This window comes from Morococcus cerebrosus (genome assembly GCF_022749515.1).
In the GTDB taxonomy this organism is placed as follows: Bacteria; Pseudomonadota; Gammaproteobacteria; order Burkholderiales; family Neisseriaceae; genus Neisseria; species Neisseria cerebrosa.
In genome coordinates this window covers 1211927-1229497 of the sequence record NZ_CP094242.1, presented here as the reverse complement: position 1 = coordinate 1229497, position 17571 = coordinate 1211927, and the positions used below count along the sequence as shown (strand labels likewise).

The window sequence follows — 17571 nt, the reverse complement described above, 5'->3', positions numbered from 1 at the left end:
TTTTTATTCTTTGGGTTCGGGACTTTGAGATTCTGAATATTGGCAGAGGGGGCGCGAATCTGATTTGGCGCAGATTTCGACGCGACCGCTGCTGTCGATAAGGACGATACTGGCGCGGGATTTTTTGGTTTCTTCGGTCGTTGCGGCGGAATCGGTCATGCTGATTTTGATGTAGCCGTCGGCGTATTTGAAAGTTGTTGATTTATCCAGTGTTTTAGAGGCGGTATAGCCGAATGTGCCGTTGGGCATAAATGACCAAAATACGGCCTCACCGTCATCGGCATTATCTTTTCCAAATGCGACGTGTTGGAATGTATGGGAAACTTTGGCAGGGTCGGTACCGTTGAGGACTATGGAGCGCAGGGAGATATCGCTTGTGTCATTCTCATAGGCTTTGTCCCGGTTTTTATCGGCATAGGCGAGCAGGCCGCTGCTTTTTTGGCTGCTGTCGCATTTGCCGTCAGCCAGGCCGTGTTTTCTAACTTTTACGGGACAGACATAGACAGGGAGATTGAGACGGACTGCTTCGGCTCGCGCGAAACGCAAGAGGTTTGCCACCTGCTCTGCCTGACTGGCAGCACGGCGTGAGGCAATCCATTCGCTCATATTGGGAAGGGCGATAGTGGCCATGATGGCGGTAATAGCGATCACGACCAACAATTCGATTAAGGTAAAACCTTTTTGTTGTGCGTACATGAGTGGTAAAAACGTCTGGAGTTAAGTAATGTGTTTTATCATCCGGCTTAGAATGTTTTTATCGCCGGTAATTATGCGGTTTGGCTCATTTTAAACGATATTGGGATGGATTGCCTAATAAAATATGAAATTTGCTTGGTTTTTAGGCTGATTTGTCTCAATCTTCCATCAATGCGGATTCGGGTATGTAGGCTGCATTATCGAATTTGGTAAATTGCCCAATCCAAGTGAGGAATACTTTCCCGACAGGACCGTTACGGTGTTTACCGATAATACATTCCGCGAGTCCTTTCATGGGCGATTCTTGGTTATAGTATTCGTCACGGTACATAAACATAATCAGGTCGGCATCCTGCTCGATGGCACCGGATTCCCGCAAGTCGGACATCATTGGGCGCTTGTCGGTACGCTGCTCTACGGTACGGCTCAACTGCGACAAGGCAATGACGGGCACTTGCAGCTCCTTCGCCAAGGCTTTGAGAGAACGCGAAATTTCGCCGAGTTCTGAGGCTCGGTTGTCCGAACGGCCTGAGCCTGCCATTAATTGCAGGTAGTCAATCACGATTAAGCCCAATTTTCCGTTGAACTGGCGTGCAAGACGACGGGCGCGGGCGCGCAATTCAAGCGCGGTCAAACCCGGTGTTTCATCGATATACATAGGCGCATCGGAAAGCTTAACTACTGCTTCATTCAGACGACCCCAATGTTCATCTTCCAATCTGCCTGTTTTCAAGACGCTCTGATCAAGCCTGCCCACCGAACCCAGCATACGCATCACCAGTTGCGCGCCGCCCATCTCCATCGAAAATACGGCGACAGGCAGCTTGCCCTCTACGGCAACATGTTCCGCGATATTGATGGAAAAGGCAGTTTTACCCATAGAGGGACGACCTGCCACAATAATCAAATCACCGGGCTGGAGACCTGAGGTTTTTTTATCCAAGTCGATAAACCCTGTTGACACACCGGTAACTTCATCCGGATTATCGCGTGAATAAAGCATGTCGATGCGCTCGACTACTTCCTTCAAAAGCGCAGGCATTTCGAGAAAACCTTGTTTGGATTTAGCCGTACTTTCCGCAATTTGGAATACCTTGTTTTCCGCTTCATCCAAAAGCTGCCCCGCATCCCTGCCTTGCGGATTGTAGGCACTACGGGCAATTTCGGTACCGACTTCGGCAAGCTGGCGCATGATAGAACGCTCGCGCACGATTTCGGCATAGCGGCGGATATTCGCAGCAGACGGCGTGTTTTGCGCCAAGGTAATCAGATAATTGAACCCGCCCGCCGCCTCTAGTTCTTCGTTACGCTCCAAACTCTCCTGAACGGTAATCACGTCGGCAGGACGGCTTTCGTTAATCAGATTGGCGATGGCGCGGAAAATCAGGCGGTGTTCGTGTCGGTAGAAGTCTTCACCGGTAACCACATCGGCGATTCTGTCCCAAGCCGAATTCTCGAGCAAAAGACCACCCAAAACGGATTGCTCCGCCTCCATCGAATGCGGCGGCAGCGACAACGCGCTGACTTCGCGGTCTTCAGACGACGTATCGGGATAATCGTTCATGGCGGCAATCCTAAATGAATGGAAATTGGAATCTGCTATTATAGCGCAGCACAAGTTTAATTGGTTTCCCTGATTTAAAGCAGGTAGAATAGCGATGCTGTCCGGTTTATCCCGAGCAGCGGACACTACCAAAATACAATCATATACAAATAATTTAGGAGCACTAAAAATGGAACATAAGCTGCCACAACTGCCTTATGAACTGGACGCATTGTCCCCGCATCTGAGCAAAGAGACTTTGGAATTCCACTACGGCAAACACCATCAAACCTACATCACCAATCTGAACAATCAAATCAAAGGTACCGAATTTGAAAACCTGCCTTTGGAAGAGATTGTGAAAAAATCTTCAGGCGGTGTGTTCAACAACGCAGCCCAAACTTGGAACCACACCTTCTACTGGCTGGGTTTCACGCCTAAAGGTCAAGGCAAACCTTCCGGCGAACTGGCCGCCGCCATCGACGCCAAATGGGGCAGCTTCGAGAAATTCCAAGAAGCATTCTCCGCTTGCGCGGCAGGTACTTTCGGTTCCGGTTGGGCATGGCTGGTGAAAACCCCTGCCGGCGAATTGGATTTGGTTTCCACTTCCAACGCGGCAACTCCGCTGACCACTGAAAACACTCCGCTGCTGACCTGCGACGTATGGGAACACGCCTACTACATCGACTACCGCAACAGCCGCCCCAACTACCTGAAAGGTTTCTGGGAAATCGTCAACTGGGACGAAGTCGCCAAACGCTTTGCTGCTTAAATAATCGGTTGATATGAAAAGGTCGTCTGAAAACTTGGATTTGGGTTTTCAGGCGACCTTTTGTTGTTGCTTATGATTTCTCCGATATTTTAGAAATATTGGAAATGGCTGAAACTTCAGAAACTTGGATTAGTTTCTGGCAATAAGATTAATGGCGGCGCAAGTTTGGTAACACGATATAGTGGATTAACTTTAAACCAGTACGGCGTTACCTCGCCTTGCCGTACTATCTGTACTGTCTGCGGCTTCGTCGCCTTGTCCTGATTTAAATTTAATCCACTATATATGCCTGCTTATTTCCATCATAGGCAACCGAAGTAGATGCAACTTGTTTAAACATTTTATAAACGGATTTTAAAAAATAAACGTCGTCTGAAAGATACAGTCTTTCAGACGACGTTGGTGTTTCAGACATTGATTAAAACGGCGTAATTAAGCCAAGCCTTTTTTCTCCAGATAGCTTTCGTAATCGCCCAGATAGTGTTCGTAGCCGCCCTTGCCGTCCAGCTCGATAATCTGGGTGGCGAGCGAGGAGACGAATTGGCGGTCGTGCGATACGAAAATCAGCGTGCCGTTGTATTTCTCCAGCGCCATGTTCAGCGATTCGATGCTTTCCATGTCCATGTGGTTGGTGGGTTCGTCCATAATCAGTACATTGGGTTTCAACAGCAGAAGTTTGCCGTAGAGCATACGGCCTTTTTCACCGCCGGAGAGAACCTGCACTTTTTTCACCACGTCGTTGCTGCCGAAGAGCAAACGCCCCAAAGTGCCGCGGATGACCTGTTCGTCGTCGCCTTCTTGGCCCCATTGGCGCATCCATTCGCTCAGGTTCATATCGACGTCGAAGTCGTTTTCATGGTCTTGCGGATAATAGCCGACGTTGGCTTTTTCCGCCCATTTGATGGTGCCTGCATCGGGGGTGAGGCCGTCTGAATATTCGGGGTTGAACGCGCCGGCAAGGAGTTTCAGCAGGGTGGATTTACCCGCGCCGTTGGGGCCGATGATGGCGAGGCGCTGGCCGGCTTCGAGGATGAAGCTCAGGTTTTTGAACAACTGGGTTTCAAAGCGTTTGGCCAGGTTTTCGACTTCCACCGCCTGACGGTGCAGCTTGGCTTTTTCATCGGCTTCAAAGCGGATATACGGGTTTTGGCGGGTAGAAGGTTTCACTTCGACCATCTCGGCTTTGATTTTGTCTGCCTGTTTCAGACGGCTGGTTGCCTGACGGGCTTTGGATTTGTTGGCGGAGAAGCGGGCGACGAACTCTTGCAGCTCTTGCAGTTTCTCTTTGGCTTTGGCGTTGTCCTTCAGGGCGCGTTCGCGCGATTGGGCGGAAGCGAGCATGTAGTCGTCGTAGTTGCCCGGGTAGATAGTGATGGTGTTGTAGTCCAAATCCGCCATGTGCGTGCAGACTTCGTTCAAAAAGTGACGGTCGTGCGAGATGATGATCATGGTGGAGTCGTATTGGTTCAACACGCCCTCCAACCAGCGGATGGTGTTGATGTCCAAGTTGTTGGTCGGCTCGTCAAGCAAGAGAACATCAGGTTTGGAGAACAGGGCTTGCGCCAGCAATACGCGCAGCTTGAAGCCAGGGGCGACTTCCGCCATGGTCGCATTGTGCAAATCTTCAGAAATGCCCACGCCGCTCAACAGTTCGGCGGCGCGCGCTTCGGCGGTGTAGCCGTCGTATTCGGCGAACTTGGCTTCCAGTTCGGCGGCTTTCATGTAATCGTCTTCGGTGGCTTCGGGGTTGGCGTAAATCGCGTCGCGTTCGGTCATTGCCGCCCACATTTCGGTATGCCCCATCATCACCACGTCCAGCACGCGCATGTCTTCGTAGGCAAACTGGTCTTGGCGCAGCTTACCCAAGCGTACGCCGTTTTCAATCGCGACTTCGCCCGCAGTCTGTTCCAAATCGCCGCCGAGGATTTTCATGAAAGTGGATTTGCCCGAACCGTTCGCGCCAATCAAGCCGTAGCGGTTGCCTTCGCCGAATTTGACGGATACGTTTTCAAACAGCGGCTTCGCGCCGAACTGCATGGTAATGCCGTTGGTAGAAATCATTATTGGTAAAACCTTTATAAATATAGATAAACAGGGTGTTATAATCGCCGGCGATTGTAGCATATTTTGTATAGGTCGTCTGAAACGGGGGCGGAGGAAATGGAAACCGAAAAAATCTATTACGCCGTGATTATTCTGTTGTGTGCCGCATCTATGTTGCTCAGTCCGTTTTTCTACATCCGCCGCACACGTTCAGGCGCAGAATTACGCCACGCACCTCGGCAATGGAAGCCGATTATTATTGCGAATTTGGTGATGATCATTGCTTTGGTGGCATGGTGGATATGGTTTTGATGATTTGATGAAAGGTATAAGAATGAATAAATTGATTTTAAGCACATTACTGCTCGCATTTTCCGCCGCTACGACGGCATCACCCGTGTTTGAGTGTATCGACAAATCGGGACGTAAAACCTATACGCAGACCGGCGGCAAAAACTGCAAACCGGGCAATATCGGCAGACCTTCGGTTTATACCTCCGCCGCACCGTCCGCACACTCGGCATCAGCAAACGCTGCTTCAGGAAACGTTCCTTCCGAACAAATGCCGCCTCCACCAGCCGGCGTAATACCCGGTTCATCTTCGGCGCAAAACGAATTGGCTCAGGCACAGAAAAATCTGGAAGAGGGCAAACAGGTTCGTTATGGCAATGAGCGAAACTACGCCCGCTATCAAGAACGGATTAAAGGCTTGGAAAATCAAGTGAAAGCCGCGCAGGAACGGGTTAATGCGGCAAACAGTATGGGCGGTGAAGGTGAGATGATGCCTGAGTATTGATAGAGAAAAAGATGTCAATAAAAAGGTCGTCTGAAAAACCGTTTCGTTTATTTTCAGACGACCTTTCAATCGGAGGGGCAGGCGCAGCTTTCCGAGTATCGCGGTTAACTGTGCTATTATGTCGATATAAATATTCCGTCCGAAACGCTTATGAACGATGCAGACGATTATTTGGGCAAGATGCCTTTTTTTATTGTATTCCTCGACCCGCTGCACACGGATTTCCACAGCAGCGGCAAGCCTCTGAACGAATACATCGCCCGCCATCCGCTGATGCACGACAAGCTGCACCGCCCCGCTTTTGCCGCCAAAGTGTTGGAAATGGCGGCAAACAGCAGCAATATGCGTGTATTTGTCCGCAAAGCGGATGCGCTGATTAAGCATCCGCTGCATTATATTGTCCGTAACGGCGTTTTCCGAACCGAAGAGCAGATGTGGGCGTTTATCAATTCGCCCGAAAACATTGCCGCCGTCAAACAACCCTAAAAGGCCGTACCCCCATGCTTTTGTTTATTGATAACTATGACAGTTTCACCTACAACATCGTCCAATATTTCGCCGAACTCGGTCAGGAAGTCGTCGTCCGCCGCAATGACGATATTACGCTTGAAGAAATCGAAGCTTTGAAACCGCAATATCTCGTTATCGGGCCGGGTCCTTGTTCGCCGAAAGAGGCAGGTATTTCCGTCGCCGCCATGCGCCATTTCGCCGGCAAGCTGCCGATTATGGGCGTGTGCCTCGGGCATCAGACGATAGGCGAAGCGTTCGGCGGGGATGTGGTGCGGGCAAAAACGCTGATGCACGGCAAAGTTTCGCCCGTGTTCCATTTGAACAAAGGTATGTTTAAAGATTTGCCCGATCCTGTCACCTGCACGCGTTATCACAGCCTTGTCATCGCCCGCGATACGCTGCCCGATTGCTTGGAAGTAACCGCATGGACGGAAGATCAGGAAATCATGGGCGTGCGGCACAAGGAATACGCCGTCGAAGGCGTGCAGTTCCACCCCGAAGCCCTGTTGACCGAACACGGACACGATATGTTGAAAAACTTTTTGGAAGAATTTAAAGACTTCCAAGCGTCCGTCGCTTAAACCAAACGTCGTCTGAAAATTTTCAGACGACGTTTGACGTAAAAATACCCGTAAAAAGGATTGAACCATGATTACACCGCAACAAGCCATCGAACGATTAATCAGCAACAACGAATTGTTTTACGACGAAATGACCGACCTGATGCGCCAGATTATGAGCGGACAGGTGCCGCCCGAACAAATCGCCGCCATCTTGACCGGATTGCGGATTAAAGTCGAAACCGTATCGGAAATCACCGCCGCCGCCGCCGTCATGCGCGAATTTGCCGCCAAAGTGCCACTGGAAAATTCAGACGACCTCGTCGATATTGTCGGCACGGGCGGGGACGGTGCAAAAACCTTCAATATTTCCACGACTTCGATGTTTGTCGCGGCAGCGGCAGGCGCGAAAGTTGCCAAACACGGCGGGCGCTCCGTTTCCTCGTCCAGCGGCGCGGCAGACGTGATGGAGCAGATGGGCGCGGTGTTGAACATTACACCGGAGCAAGTCGCCGAAAGCATCCGTCAAACAGGCTTGGGCTTTATGTTTGCCCAAAACCACCACAGCGCGATGCGCCACGTCGCGCCCGTGCGCCGCTCGCTCGGGTTTAGAAGTATTTTCAATATCTTAGGCCCGCTGACTAACCCTGCCGGTGCGCCAAACCAGCTTTTGGGCGTGTTCCACATCGACTTGTGCGGCATCCTGTCGCGCGTATTGAAACAGCTTGGTTCCAAACACGTTTTGGTCGTGTGCGGCGAAGGCGGTTTGGACGAAATCACGCTGACGGGCAAAACCCGCGTTGCCGAGCTGAAAGACGGAGAAATTCGCGAATACGACATCAGCCCCGCCGATTTCGGTATCGAAATCCGCCGCGATTTGGACGAAATCAAAGTCGCCAACGCGCAAGAATCTTTGGAGAAAATGGATGAAGTGTTGAGTGGCAAACATGGTGCGGCACGCGACATCGTCCTGCTCAATGCCGCCGCCGCGCTTTATGCCGGCAATGTCGTGCCTTCGTTGGCGGACGGTGTCAAAGCCGCCGAAGCTGCCATCGATTCAGGCAAGGCAAAAGCGAAAAAAGAAGAATTTGTCCGCTTTACGCAGCAATTTGCCAAAGAGTAAGCAAAGGTCGTCTGAAAACGGGAAGCCAGTTTTCAGACGATTTTTTATAGCTTCTTCCAAACATTCGGATTATTGATAAGGCGTTTATTTATTTTGGTGCTTGCCTTCAAATCGTTTGAAACCGTTTTTTCAGACGACCCATATCCTCTTAAATCAGATTTAACTATCGGATTTTAATGATAATTGGGAATGTGGTTGCATTGAAGGCGGGGGCGGTTTGTTATATAGTGAAATAAAAAAACAGACCGGATGATTGAGTCGGGGCGTTTTGCGTGCTTTATATAGTGGATTAACTTTAAACCAGTACGGCGTTGCCTCTCCTTGCCGTACTATCTGTACTGTCTGCGGCTTCGTCGCCTTGTCCTGATTTAAATTTAATCCACTATAAAATAAGAGTTGGTTGGCATTTGTATCGGGCAGGGTTGGGATGATGCGTTGACGGTTGACGGCAGCGTCCGCAGACAGCCTGATATTTCAGAAGATTTTTGTTTCATTTGGGTCTTGGATATTTGTCCTATGACAACAATACAGGCAGATGAGGTGAAGATAATGAACGGTGTAACCAGTGCGCAATTTATTTCCGCAGGCATTCATTTTTATCCCAGATGCGGCTACAAGCGGCTGTCCGAGCAGGCGATCGCGGAGCATTTGAATTCGAATTTGGAAACGTTCAACAGGATGTTTGCCGATAAAGACGAATTTGTGAAGGCGATGTTGATTGAGTACAGCAATCGGGCTTTGGGGCGGGTGTCGTTCGATTTTGCCCAAAATATCGAAGATACGGAGCGGCTGTATCAGATTGTCTGGCGGCTGGCGGTAACGATACGCGAGCATTTGGCGTGGATACACAGGATGCTGCTGGACAGCGAAGAAGGCGTGGATTTGATTACCAAAGCGTTGAAAAAGCAGCATAAGATGCTTGCCTACGGGATGATCCGGCATATCAAGAAGTGCAACGGTAGGGAGGGTGTGTCGGAATTGGAATTGTTGAATCAGTTTGAGTTCCTCAACGGCGCGGTCATCTCGCCGATGATTATGAACACGCGCTACCGTATGTTGGGGATACTGACCGATGAGATGAACGGGCGGCATGAGGATTTGCTGACCGATTCGTCCATCCACCAAAGGATAGATTGGGCGTTTGCCGCGCTGTTTCCGCAATACCGCTCTAAGGCGCGTCCGTTTTGACGATTAAGGTGTAACGCAACATGAAAAAAGCTGTTATTGCTTCTCTTGCCGTCGCGCTGGCTGCGGGCGGCGTGTGGTATGTCCTTCAAAACCAAAAAGAAACCCTGCCGATATGGATTGCGCAATCCAACGGGCGGCTGGAGCTGAACCGCATCGATGTCTCCAGCCTGTATCCGGGGCGGGTGAAGGCGGTACTGGTGGAAGAGGGCGCGGACGTGAAAGAGGGCGATATTCTGGCGGAACTGTCGTCTGAAACCAGCAACAGCCGTTTGGAAGAAGCGCGGGCAGCGGAATTGCGGCAAGAAGAGGCGGTCGGTCGCGCCAAAGCCGCCGAAGCGCAGATGAAGCAGACGGTTGCGCGCGCGCAGGCGAATGTGGACGCGAACAGGCAGCAGCTGCGCGTGGCGAAAATGGAGCTGGACAATGCCCGTAAATTGCTTGCCGACCAGCTGGTGTCGCAATCGGAAGTTACCAAGCGTCAGGCGGATTATGAGCGTGCTGTCGCGGCGGTCAAAGCGGCAGAAGCGGCGCGGGACGAAGCGCAGGCGACGGTAGCGCAAAGTGCCGCCGCACAAGCAGAAGCGCGCGCCGGTGTGGAACAGGCGAGGGCGGCAGTCAAATCGGCCACATCCGCCAACGATGATATGAATATCCGCGCGCCGATAGCCGGCAGGGTGGAATACACCATTGCGGAAGCGGGCAACGTGGTCGCGGCGGGTTCGAAAGTGGTCAGCCTGCTTGATCCTGCCGATGTTTCGATGAATATTTTCCTGCCGACCGACAGCATGAGTCGTCTGAAAGTCAATGATGATGCGCGTATCCGTTTGGACGGCATTGACGCGGTGTTCCCCGCCAAAATCAAATTTATCGCGACGGACGCGCAGTTTACGCCCAAGTCGGTGGAAACGGTCGATGAACGCGCGAAGCTGATGTTTAAAGTGAAATTGCAAGTGCCGCGCGAAACGGCGGTGAAATACAACCGTCTGCTGAAAGGCGGGCTGACGGGCAATGGTTTCGTAAAAACCGACGCTAAGGCAGCATGGCCTGCCGAGTTGGCGGTGAGGTTGCCGAATTAATAGCGCTCAAATTCGGACGGCCTCAAGTTAAAACAAAGGGTTATGGCTAGAAGAGGTCGTCTGAAAACGGGATTTTGCTTTTCAGACGACCTCTTTCCATTCAAGCATCACCACTATATAGTGGATTAACAAAAATCAGGACAAGGCGACGAAGCCGCAGACAGTACAGATAGTACGGAACCGATTCACTTGGTGCTTCAGCACCTTAGAGAATCGTTCTCTTTGAGCTAAGGCAAGGCAACGCCGTACTGGTTTAAAGTTAATCCACTATAAAAAGAACATCTATCCGGAAGCGCAGCCCGAAGCGTCTCCATCAAATCAGGACAAACAAAATGAAAACCAAAACATGGCGCATTGAAGAAGGTGCGCCTTATCCGATGGGCGTGTCGCTGACTGAGGAAGGGGCGAATTTTGCGCTGTTTTCCATCCATGCCGAAAAAGTTGAGCTGTGCCTCTTTGACAAGGGAGGGGAAACCCGTTTGGAAATGCCTTCGCGGCGCGGGTCGGTGTTTTATGGTTTTGTGCCGGAGGTCGGGGCAGGGCAGCGGTATGGTTTTCGTGTTTACGGACGCGCTGATGCGCCGGGCGGCTCGTGTTTCAATCCAAACAAATTGTTGATTGACCCGTATTCCAAAAAAATCGACGGCAAACCGAGTTATCGGGATGAGGAGGAAATGGCATGGTTTCGTCCGGAAGACGGGCGGGACAATGCGGCGGTGGCGCCCAAAAGCGTGGTGGTGGGCGATGATGATTTTGATTGGGGCGACGACTGCAGTCCGAACCATCCGTGGGGCAGGACGGTAGTGTACGAAGCCCATGTGAAAGGGTTTACCAAGCAGTTCCCTGATTTGGAACACGCGGGAACGTATCAAGCGCTGACCGATCTGCGCGTGATTGATTATTTGAAAACTTTGGGCGTTACCGCCGTCGAGCTGCTGCCGGTACACCAGCATTTGGACGAATACCATCTGCAAAAAATGGGCTTGAGCAATTATTGGGGCTACAACACTTATTCCCATTTTGCCGTCGAGCCGTCTTATGCCGCCGATGCCGAATGCGCAGCGGAAGAGTTGAAGCAGGCGGTCAAAGCCTTGCATCAAGCAGGTTTGGAAGTGATTTTGGATGTTGTGTACAACCATACCGCCGAGCAGGACGAAAAAGGCCCGATGCTTTGCCAGCGCGGCATAGACAATGCTTTGTGGTATTGGTTGAAGCCCGACGGCAGCTATGAAAACTGGTCGGGCTGCGGCAATACGTTGAACATCGTCCGCCGCGACGTAACCCGTTGGGCGGCGGACAGCCTACGCTATTGGGCGGAAGCGTTTCATGTAGACGGTTTCCGCTTCGACTTGGGAACGGTATTGGGGCGCGAACCGGATTTTCAGGCTTACGGACGCTTTTTTCAGGTGGTTTACCAAGACCCCGTGTTGGCATGCTGCAAACTGATTGTCGAGGCGTGGGACATCGGCGAAGGCGGCTATCACTTGGGCAATTTCCCGCAGCCTTTTGCTGAGTGGAACGGACGTTTCCGCGACGATATGCGCGCGTTTTGGGTGTGGGAAAGCGGCAATTTGGGCGCGTTTGCCGAACGTCTGGCGGGGTCGTCTGATATTTTCAACCACAGCGGCCGCCATCCTTCCGCCAGCATCAATTTCATCACCGCACACGATGGTTTTACGCTGCGCGATTTGGTCAGCTACAACGAAAAACACAACCATGCCAACGGTGAAGACAACCGCGACGGGCATAACGAAAACATCAGCTACAACCACGGCATCGAGGGCGAAACCGAAGATGCGGCAATTTTGGAAGACCGCTCCTACACCGTCAAAGCCTTGCTTGCTTCGCTGTTCCTTGCCAACGGCACGCCCATGCTGCTGGCGGGTGACGAGTTCGGCAACAGCCAACAGGGGAACAACAATAGTTATTGTCAGGACAACCCGATTACTTGGCTGGATTGGCAGCAGGCGGACGAAGCGTTGCAAGGCTATACGCGCGATTTAATCCGCCTGCGCCAAGAAATCAAATTGTTGGGCGATGATGTCTGGTGGAAACAAGAGCGCGTCCGCTGGCTCAATATTCAAGGCGAACCGATGAGCGAGCTTTGTTGGCACAACCGCAGCGCAAAAGCCATGCAGATCGTTTTGGACGATGAATGGCTGCTGTTGATCAATGCCAAGCGTAGTCAACAAATATTTAACCTGCCTCAAGGAAGTTGGCAGATTTCTTGCGTACCATCCGAGAAGTTTAATTACAATGCAGACGGCAAGCTGACAGTCGAACATATGGGTATTTGGATTTTGCAGCGTAAGAATACATCGCCGAATATATGACATATGTCATTAATAGGATGTTTTTAAAAGAAAACCCTATTATTTACACTGCCTCGGTTATAATGCTGAAGATGAGTAATAAATTTACCTGATTAACTTTGCTTGACGGAACATAAAGGCATACGGCTTTTCAGACGACCTCAGACTGCCAAAAGATACAAATTCCCCGCTTCATCATCCCATCCCCAACAGAGAAAGGCTATCATGGCTAAGAAAAAACAACCCATTTCAGGTTTTGATTATGTCATGCCGAAACCGGATGCCGAAACCATCCGCAAGTCCATCGTCTATAAATTGATTTTCATTTTGGGCGTCGATCCGAAAGAGGCGACCGAACACCAATGGCTCAACGCCGCCATGCTCGCCGCGCGCGACCTGATTGCCGAAGACTTCCTGCAAACCCGCCGCGCCCACATTGACAACGGCAAACGCATGGTTTACTACCTTTCCATGGAATTCCTGTTGGGACGCGCCTTCGTCAACGCGTTGATTAACGAAGGCGTGTATGCCGAATTTGAAGAGGCGTTCAAACAACTGGGTAAAGAGTTCGCCGACATCTGCGAACAAGAACAAGACCCCGGCTTGGGCAACGGCGGTTTGGGCCGCCTGGCCGCCTGCTTCCTCGACTCGCTCGCCACCTTGCGCATTCCCGCCATGGGCTACGGCATCCGCTATCAATACGGTATGTTCAAACAAGAAATCGTGGACGGCCAGCAGGTCGAAAAACCCGATTTGTGGCTCGACCAAGATTTGGCATGGCAAATCGGCCGCCCGAACAAACAATACGCCGTCAGCTTCGGCGGACAGGTCATCAATATGGGTGACAAAAAAGAATGGCATCCGAGCGAAGAAATTTCCGCGATGGCATACGATGAAATCATTCCCGGCTACGGCGGCGACGTTGCTAATCCGTTGCGCCTGTGGACGGCTCACGCCGGCAACCGCTTCGATTTGGCAGACTTCAACCGCGGCGATTACGCTTCCGCCGTCCGTGCGCAAAACAGCGATGAAAACATCTCGCGCGTCCTCTATCCGAACGACTCCACCGACAGCGGCCGCGAACTGCGCCTGAAACAGGAATATTTCCTGGTTTCCGCATCCGTACAAGACATCGTGGCGCGCCACAAATGCCGTTTCCCCAGCATCAAAAACCTAGCCGATAAAGTCGCCATCCACCTGAACGATACCCACCCCGTGCTGGCGATTCCCGAGCTGATGCGCATCCTGATTGACGAAGAAGGCATTGCATGGACCGAAGCATGGAATATGTGTTGTAAGATTTTCTCTTACACCAACCACACCCTGATGAGTGAAGCCTTGGAAACTTGGCCGGTCGATTTGATGGGGCGCCTGCTGCCGCGCCATTTGGACATCATCTTTGAAATCAACGCCTACTTCTTGAACGCCCTGCGCGCCATCGGCAACTTCGACGACGACTTCGTCCGCCGCGTGTCCATCATCGATGAGAACAACGGCCGCCGTGTCCGCATGGCATGGCTGGCAGTCATCGGTTCGCACAAAGTCAACGGCGTGGCGAAAATCCACTCCGACCTGATGACCACTTCCATCTTCGCCGACTTTGCCAAAGTGTTCCCAGAACGCTTCACCAACGTAACCAACGGCGTAACCCCACGCCGCTGGATCAACATCGCCAACCCCGAGCTGACCCGTTTCCTCGACAAACACTTGGGCGAACAAGACTGGCGCCTGCATTTGGACAATCTGACCAAGCTCAACGAAAAAGTTGACGATGCAAGCGTGCAGGCAGAATTCGGCGCAGTGAAAAAAGCCGCCAAAGAACGCCTCGCCAAATACATCGAAACCGAATTGGGCATCAAGGTTAACACGGACGCGCTGTTTGACATTCAAATCAAACGCATCCACGAATACAAACGTCAGGCGTTGAACGTGATGCACATCGTCGACCGCTACAACAAAATCTTGGAAAACCCAGATTTCGACTGGCAGCCGCGCGTTTTCATCTTTGCCGGTAAAGCCGCATCCGCCTACTACATGGCGAAAAAAATCATCCGCCTGATTAACGACGTAGCGAAAACCATCAACAACGACGAACGCATCCGCGACCTGATTAAAGTCGTCTATATCCCGAATTACAGCGTCAGCCTCGCCCAAATCATCATCCCCGCCGCCGATTTGCACGAACAAATCTCATTGGCAGGCACAGAGGCATCCGGCACCAGCAACATGAAGTTCGCCCTCAATGGTGCGCTCTGTATGGGTACGCTGGACGGCGCGAACGTTGAAATTCTGGAAAAAGTCGGCGCGGACAACTGCTTTATCTTCGGCAACACCGTTGAACAAGTGGAAGAACTCCGCCGCAACGGCTACGACCCGCTGGGCTACATCGAACGCGATCACGACCTGCGCCGCGTCGTCAACCAAATCAGCAGCGGCACGTTCTCCCCCGAAGAGCCGAACCGCTACAACGACGTCCTGCAACCTTACGGCGATTTCTATCAACTGATGGCGGATTTCCGCAGCTACATTGACACGCAATACAAAGCGGACGAACACTACCGCAATGTTGCCGCATGGCGTAGATCCGCGTTGATCAACATCGCCAATATGGGCTTCTTCTCGTCCGACCGATCCATCGCCGACTACTGCCGCGATATTTGGTACATCAAGCCGCTGACTTTGAAAGAGTTGCCTAAACACCAATAAGGTGGATATGAATTAGGTAGTAAACAAAAAACAGCCGATACGGAAAAGTATCGGCTGTTTTTTATTGTGTAATATTTTAAGAGAGGCTCATAATATAGTCAATTAAAATCAAAATAGGACAGTAACGCATCGTCAAATCGGGCGTAATCAGACAATACGGTTCGCAGATACCGCTTAATATTCGCCCACACCTTCTCAATCGGGTTGAGCTCAGGTGAATAAGGTGCAAGAGGCAATACCTTATGTCCCAATTTTTCCGCCATTTCCCGTAAGACGCCCATACGGTGAAATCGCGCATTATCTAAAATAATCACCGATTTTTGAGTCAATGCGGGCAGTAGGCATTGCTGAAACCACGCTTCAAAAAAGACCCCGGTCATCGTATTTTGATAAACCATCGGAGCGATCAGCCGGTTGCCGACTTGTGCGGACACCAAAGATAAGCGTCGGTATCTTTTTCCACTTATCTGCGCTTTCACTATTTGCCCTTTCGGGCTGCGGGCATAGGGACGGAAAACAGGTAGCGGTCAAATCCTGTTTCATCCAAATAAACACGTTGGTAGTCGGAAAATTCGGCCAGTTGTGTCAAATAATGCGTTACTTTGGCCGGGTCTTGTTCTTTGTAAGTGGTGGTCTTTTTTTGCGCGTCATCCCCATCTGTTTGAGTGCATAGCAAACGGCGGCTGGCGTACAATCAAAATGTTTGGCGATTTCATGCAGATAGGCATCCGGGTGTTGCTCAACATATTGAGCCAGTTTTTGCCTATCCAATTTGACGGCATTCAGACCGGTAACTTGATGTTTTAGGCTGCCTGTTTGTTTTTTAAGGCGAATCCACAGGTAAAGCGTGTTTCTTGACAAGTTGAGACCTTTGCAAAATTCCCCAAAATCCCCTAAATTCACACCAAGACATTTAGGGGATTTTCCATGAGCACCTTCTTCCGGCAAACCGCACAAGCCATGATCGCCAAACACATCGACCGCTTCCCATTATTGAAGTTGGATCAGGTGATTGATTGGCAACCGATCGAACAATACCTGAATCGTCAAAGAGCCCGTTACCTTCGAGACCACCGCGGCCGTCCCGCCTATCCACTGTTGTCCATGTTCAAAGCCGTCCTGCTCGGACAATGGCACAGCCTCTCCGATCCCGAACTCGAACACAGTCTCATCACCCGCATCGATTTCAACCTATTTCGCCGTTTTGACGAACTGAGCATCCCCGATTACAGCACCTTATGCCGCTACCGCAACTGGCTGGCGCAAGACGACACCCTGTCCGAATTGCTGGAACTGATTAACCGCCAACTGACCGAAAAAAACCTAAAAGTAGAGAAAGCATCCGCCGCCGTCATTGACGCCACCATTATTCAGACCGCCGGCAGCAAACAGCGTCAGGCCATAGAAGTCGATGAAGAAGGACAAGTCAGCGGCCAAACCACACCGAGTAAAGACAAAGATGCCCGCTGGACAAAGAAAAACGGTCTCTACAAACTCGGTTACAAACAACATACCCGTACCGATGAGGAAGGCTATATCGAGAAACTGCACATCACCCCCGCCAATACCCATGAGTGCAACCACCTGTCGCCTTTGCTGGAAGGCATTGCCGAAGGTACGACCGTCTATGCCGATAAAGGCTACGACAGTGCGGAAAACCGGCAACATCTGAAAGAACATCGGTTGCTGGACGGCATTATGCGCAAAGCCCACCGCAACCGTCCGCTGACGGAAGCGCAAACCAAACGCAACCGATATTTGTCGAAGACCCGTTATGTGGTCGAACAAAGCTTCGGTACGCTGCACCGTAAATTCCGCTACGCCCGGGCAGCCTATTTTGGTCTGTGTAAAGTGAGTGCGCAAAGCCATCTGAAGGCGATGTGTTTAAACCTGTTGAAAGCGGCTAACAGGCTAAGTGTGCCTGTTGCCGCCTAAAAGGCGGTCCGGATGCCTGATTATCGGGTATCCGGGGAGGATTAAGGGGGTATTTGGGTAAAATCAGGAGCAATTAGGGGCGGAAATAGACGAAAACCTGTGTTTGGGTTTCGGCTGTTGGGGGAAAAGGAATTTTGCAAAGGTCTCAAGTTAAATGTTGCTGCGGTTTGGCTGATATTTTTGCATTGTTTGTAATAGTTTAAAGCTTTGTTTCTCAAGTCCGCAGAGTATGCCATGGTTAGACCTTCAAAGTTGAGTATTGTACTATTTTGTTTTTAGTTGACTATATCTGTACTGTCTGCGGCTTCGTC

Annotated in this window: 14 protein-coding genes and 4 pseudogenes; 11 read left to right on the top strand and 7 right to left on the bottom strand. The window is 51.1% G+C overall.

All coding sequences use genetic code 11. The features are described from left to right. Nucleotides 1–3: 3 nt before the first annotated feature. Both MON37_RS05625 and dnaB read right to left on the bottom strand, forming a co-directional pair. Nucleotides 4–696, bottom strand: coding sequence for a GspH/FimT family pseudopilin (locus MON37_RS05625; RefSeq protein WP_039405028.1), 693 nt, complete (start codon nucleotides 694–696; stop codon nucleotides 4–6). 157 nt (nucleotides 697–853) lie between these two features. Beyond that, entirely contained in the window at nucleotides 854–2260 is a 1407-nt protein-coding gene (gene dnaB, locus MON37_RS05620; RefSeq protein ID WP_039405025.1) for a replicative DNA helicase, read from the bottom strand. Nucleotides 2261–2429: 169 nt separating this feature from the next. Between dnaB and MON37_RS05615 the strand changes: the two genes are divergently transcribed. Continuing rightward, the gene (locus MON37_RS05615) at nucleotides 2430–3011 is read left to right on the top strand and encodes a superoxide dismutase (RefSeq protein WP_003777725.1); all 582 of its coding nucleotides are present in this window, start codon (nucleotides 2430–2432) and stop codon (nucleotides 3009–3011) included. A 170-nt stretch (nucleotides 3012–3181) separates the two neighbouring features. Here the strand turns inward: MON37_RS05615 and MON37_RS05610 are convergent. Together MON37_RS05610 and MON37_RS05605 are read right to left on the bottom strand one after the other, a co-directional pair. Next, nucleotides 3182–3295, bottom strand: a pseudogene (locus MON37_RS05610) (IS5/IS1182 family transposase); the annotation flags it as partial. A gap of 148 nt (nucleotides 3296–3443) precedes the next feature. Continuing rightward, a complete protein-coding gene (locus MON37_RS05605) occupies nucleotides 3444–5072 on the bottom strand; it encodes an ABC-F family ATPase (RefSeq protein ID WP_039405020.1) in 1629 nt (542 codons plus the stop codon). A gap of 99 nt (nucleotides 5073–5171) precedes the next feature. On the opposite strand from MON37_RS05605, the gene MON37_RS05600 reads away from it, so the two are divergent. From MON37_RS05600 to trpD, 5 genes are all read left to right on the top strand, one after another. Next, nucleotides 5172–5366: a hypothetical protein gene (locus MON37_RS05600; RefSeq protein WP_039405018.1), complete on the top strand. Its 195-nt coding sequence runs from the start codon at nucleotides 5172–5174 to the stop codon at nucleotides 5364–5366. Nucleotides 5367–5388: 22 nt separating this feature from the next. After that, complete coding sequence (locus tag MON37_RS05595) at nucleotides 5389–5850, top strand: DUF4124 domain-containing protein (RefSeq protein ID WP_039405016.1); 462 nt, start codon at nucleotides 5389–5391, stop codon at nucleotides 5848–5850. A 150-nt stretch (nucleotides 5851–6000) separates the two neighbouring features. Further along, nucleotides 6001–6336 (top strand): hypothetical protein, encoded by a 336-nt coding sequence (locus tag MON37_RS05590; RefSeq protein ID WP_003767144.1) that lies wholly within the window; start codon nucleotides 6001–6003, stop codon nucleotides 6334–6336. A gap of 14 nt (nucleotides 6337–6350) precedes the next feature. Continuing rightward, nucleotides 6351–6941 carry an aminodeoxychorismate/anthranilate synthase component II gene (locus MON37_RS05585; RefSeq protein ID WP_039405013.1) on the top strand — a complete coding sequence of 197 codons (591 nt, stop codon included), beginning with the start codon at nucleotides 6351–6353 and terminating at the stop codon, nucleotides 6939–6941. 67 nt (nucleotides 6942–7008) lie between these two features. After that, the gene (gene trpD / locus MON37_RS05580; protein WP_039405010.1) at nucleotides 7009–8043 is read left to right on the top strand and encodes an anthranilate phosphoribosyltransferase; all 1035 of its coding nucleotides are present in this window, start codon (nucleotides 7009–7011) and stop codon (nucleotides 8041–8043) included. A gap of 279 nt (nucleotides 8044–8322) precedes the next feature. Here the strand turns inward: trpD and MON37_RS12450 are convergent. Then, a pseudogene (locus tag MON37_RS12450) lies at nucleotides 8323–8430 on the bottom strand (IS5/IS1182 family transposase); the annotation flags it as partial. 129 nt (nucleotides 8431–8559) lie between these two features. Here MON37_RS12450 and MON37_RS05575 point away from each other — a divergent pair. From MON37_RS05575 to MON37_RS05560, 4 genes are all read left to right on the top strand, one after another. After that, entirely contained in the window at nucleotides 8560–9231 is a 672-nt protein-coding gene (locus MON37_RS05575; protein ID WP_039405007.1) for a TetR/AcrR family transcriptional regulator, read from the top strand. 20 nt (nucleotides 9232–9251) lie between these two features. Continuing rightward, entirely contained in the window at nucleotides 9252–10307 is a 1056-nt protein-coding gene (locus MON37_RS05570) for an HlyD family secretion protein (protein ID WP_039405004.1), read from the top strand. A 332-nt stretch (nucleotides 10308–10639) separates the two neighbouring features. Further along, a complete protein-coding gene (gene glgX / locus MON37_RS05565; protein ID WP_039405001.1) occupies nucleotides 10640–12640 on the top strand; it encodes a glycogen debranching protein GlgX in 2001 nt (666 codons plus the stop codon). 204 nt (nucleotides 12641–12844) lie between these two features. Next, entirely contained in the window at nucleotides 12845–15325 is a 2481-nt protein-coding gene (locus MON37_RS05560; protein ID WP_039404998.1) for a glycogen/starch/alpha-glucan phosphorylase, read from the top strand. 98 nt (nucleotides 15326–15423) lie between these two features. Here MON37_RS05560 and MON37_RS05555 read toward each other — a convergent pair. Continuing rightward, nucleotides 15424–16228 (bottom strand): annotated as a pseudogene (locus MON37_RS05555) (IS630 family transposase). Between the two features lie 24 nt (nucleotides 16229–16252). Between MON37_RS05555 and MON37_RS05550 the strand changes: the two are divergent. Further along, entirely contained in the window at nucleotides 16253–17260 is a 1008-nt protein-coding gene (locus MON37_RS05550) for an IS5 family transposase (protein WP_242883804.1), read from the top strand. 146 nt (nucleotides 17261–17406) lie between these two features. Here the strand turns inward: MON37_RS05550 and MON37_RS05545 are convergent. After that, a pseudogene (locus MON37_RS05545) lies at nucleotides 17407–17496 on the bottom strand (IS630 family transposase); the annotation flags it as partial. Between the last annotated feature and the right edge of the window lie 75 nt (nucleotides 17497–17571).

What these genes read in the sequence shown, in the direction of transcription:
- MON37_RS05585 (WP_039405013.1), top strand. Translation starts at nt 6,351, where the DNA reads ATGCTTTTGTTTATTGATAACTATGACAGTTTCACCTACAACATCGTC.
- dnaB (WP_039405025.1), bottom strand. Translation starts at nt 2,260, where the DNA reads ATGAACGATTATCCCGATACGTCGTCTGAAGACCGCGAAGTCAGCGCG.
- MON37_RS05560 (WP_039404998.1), top strand. Translation starts at nt 12,845, where the DNA reads ATGGCTAAGAAAAAACAACCCATTTCAGGTTTTGATTATGTCATGCCG.
- glgX (WP_039405001.1), top strand. Translation starts at nt 10,640, where the DNA reads ATGAAAACCAAAACATGGCGCATTGAAGAAGGTGCGCCTTATCCGATG.
- MON37_RS05605 (WP_039405020.1), bottom strand. Translation starts at nt 5,072, where the DNA reads ATGATTTCTACCAACGGCATTACCATGCAGTTCGGCGCGAAGCCGCTG.
- trpD (WP_039405010.1), top strand. Translation starts at nt 7,009, where the DNA reads ATGATTACACCGCAACAAGCCATCGAACGATTAATCAGCAACAACGAA.
- MON37_RS05570 (WP_039405004.1), top strand. Translation starts at nt 9,252, where the DNA reads ATGAAAAAAGCTGTTATTGCTTCTCTTGCCGTCGCGCTGGCTGCGGGC.
- MON37_RS05595 (WP_039405016.1), top strand. Translation starts at nt 5,389, where the DNA reads ATGAATAAATTGATTTTAAGCACATTACTGCTCGCATTTTCCGCCGCT.
- MON37_RS05550 (WP_242883804.1), top strand. Translation starts at nt 16,253, where the DNA reads ATGAGCACCTTCTTCCGGCAAACCGCACAAGCCATGATCGCCAAACAC.
- MON37_RS05600 (WP_039405018.1), top strand. Translation starts at nt 5,172, where the DNA reads ATGGAAACCGAAAAAATCTATTACGCCGTGATTATTCTGTTGTGTGCC.
- MON37_RS05615 (WP_003777725.1), top strand. Translation starts at nt 2,430, where the DNA reads ATGGAACATAAGCTGCCACAACTGCCTTATGAACTGGACGCATTGTCC.
- MON37_RS05590 (WP_003767144.1), top strand. Translation starts at nt 6,001, where the DNA reads ATGAACGATGCAGACGATTATTTGGGCAAGATGCCTTTTTTTATTGTA.
- MON37_RS05625 (WP_039405028.1), bottom strand. Translation starts at nt 696, where the DNA reads ATGTACGCACAACAAAAAGGTTTTACCTTAATCGAATTGTTGGTCGTG.
- MON37_RS05575 (WP_039405007.1), top strand. Translation starts at nt 8,560, where the DNA reads ATGACAACAATACAGGCAGATGAGGTGAAGATAATGAACGGTGTAACC.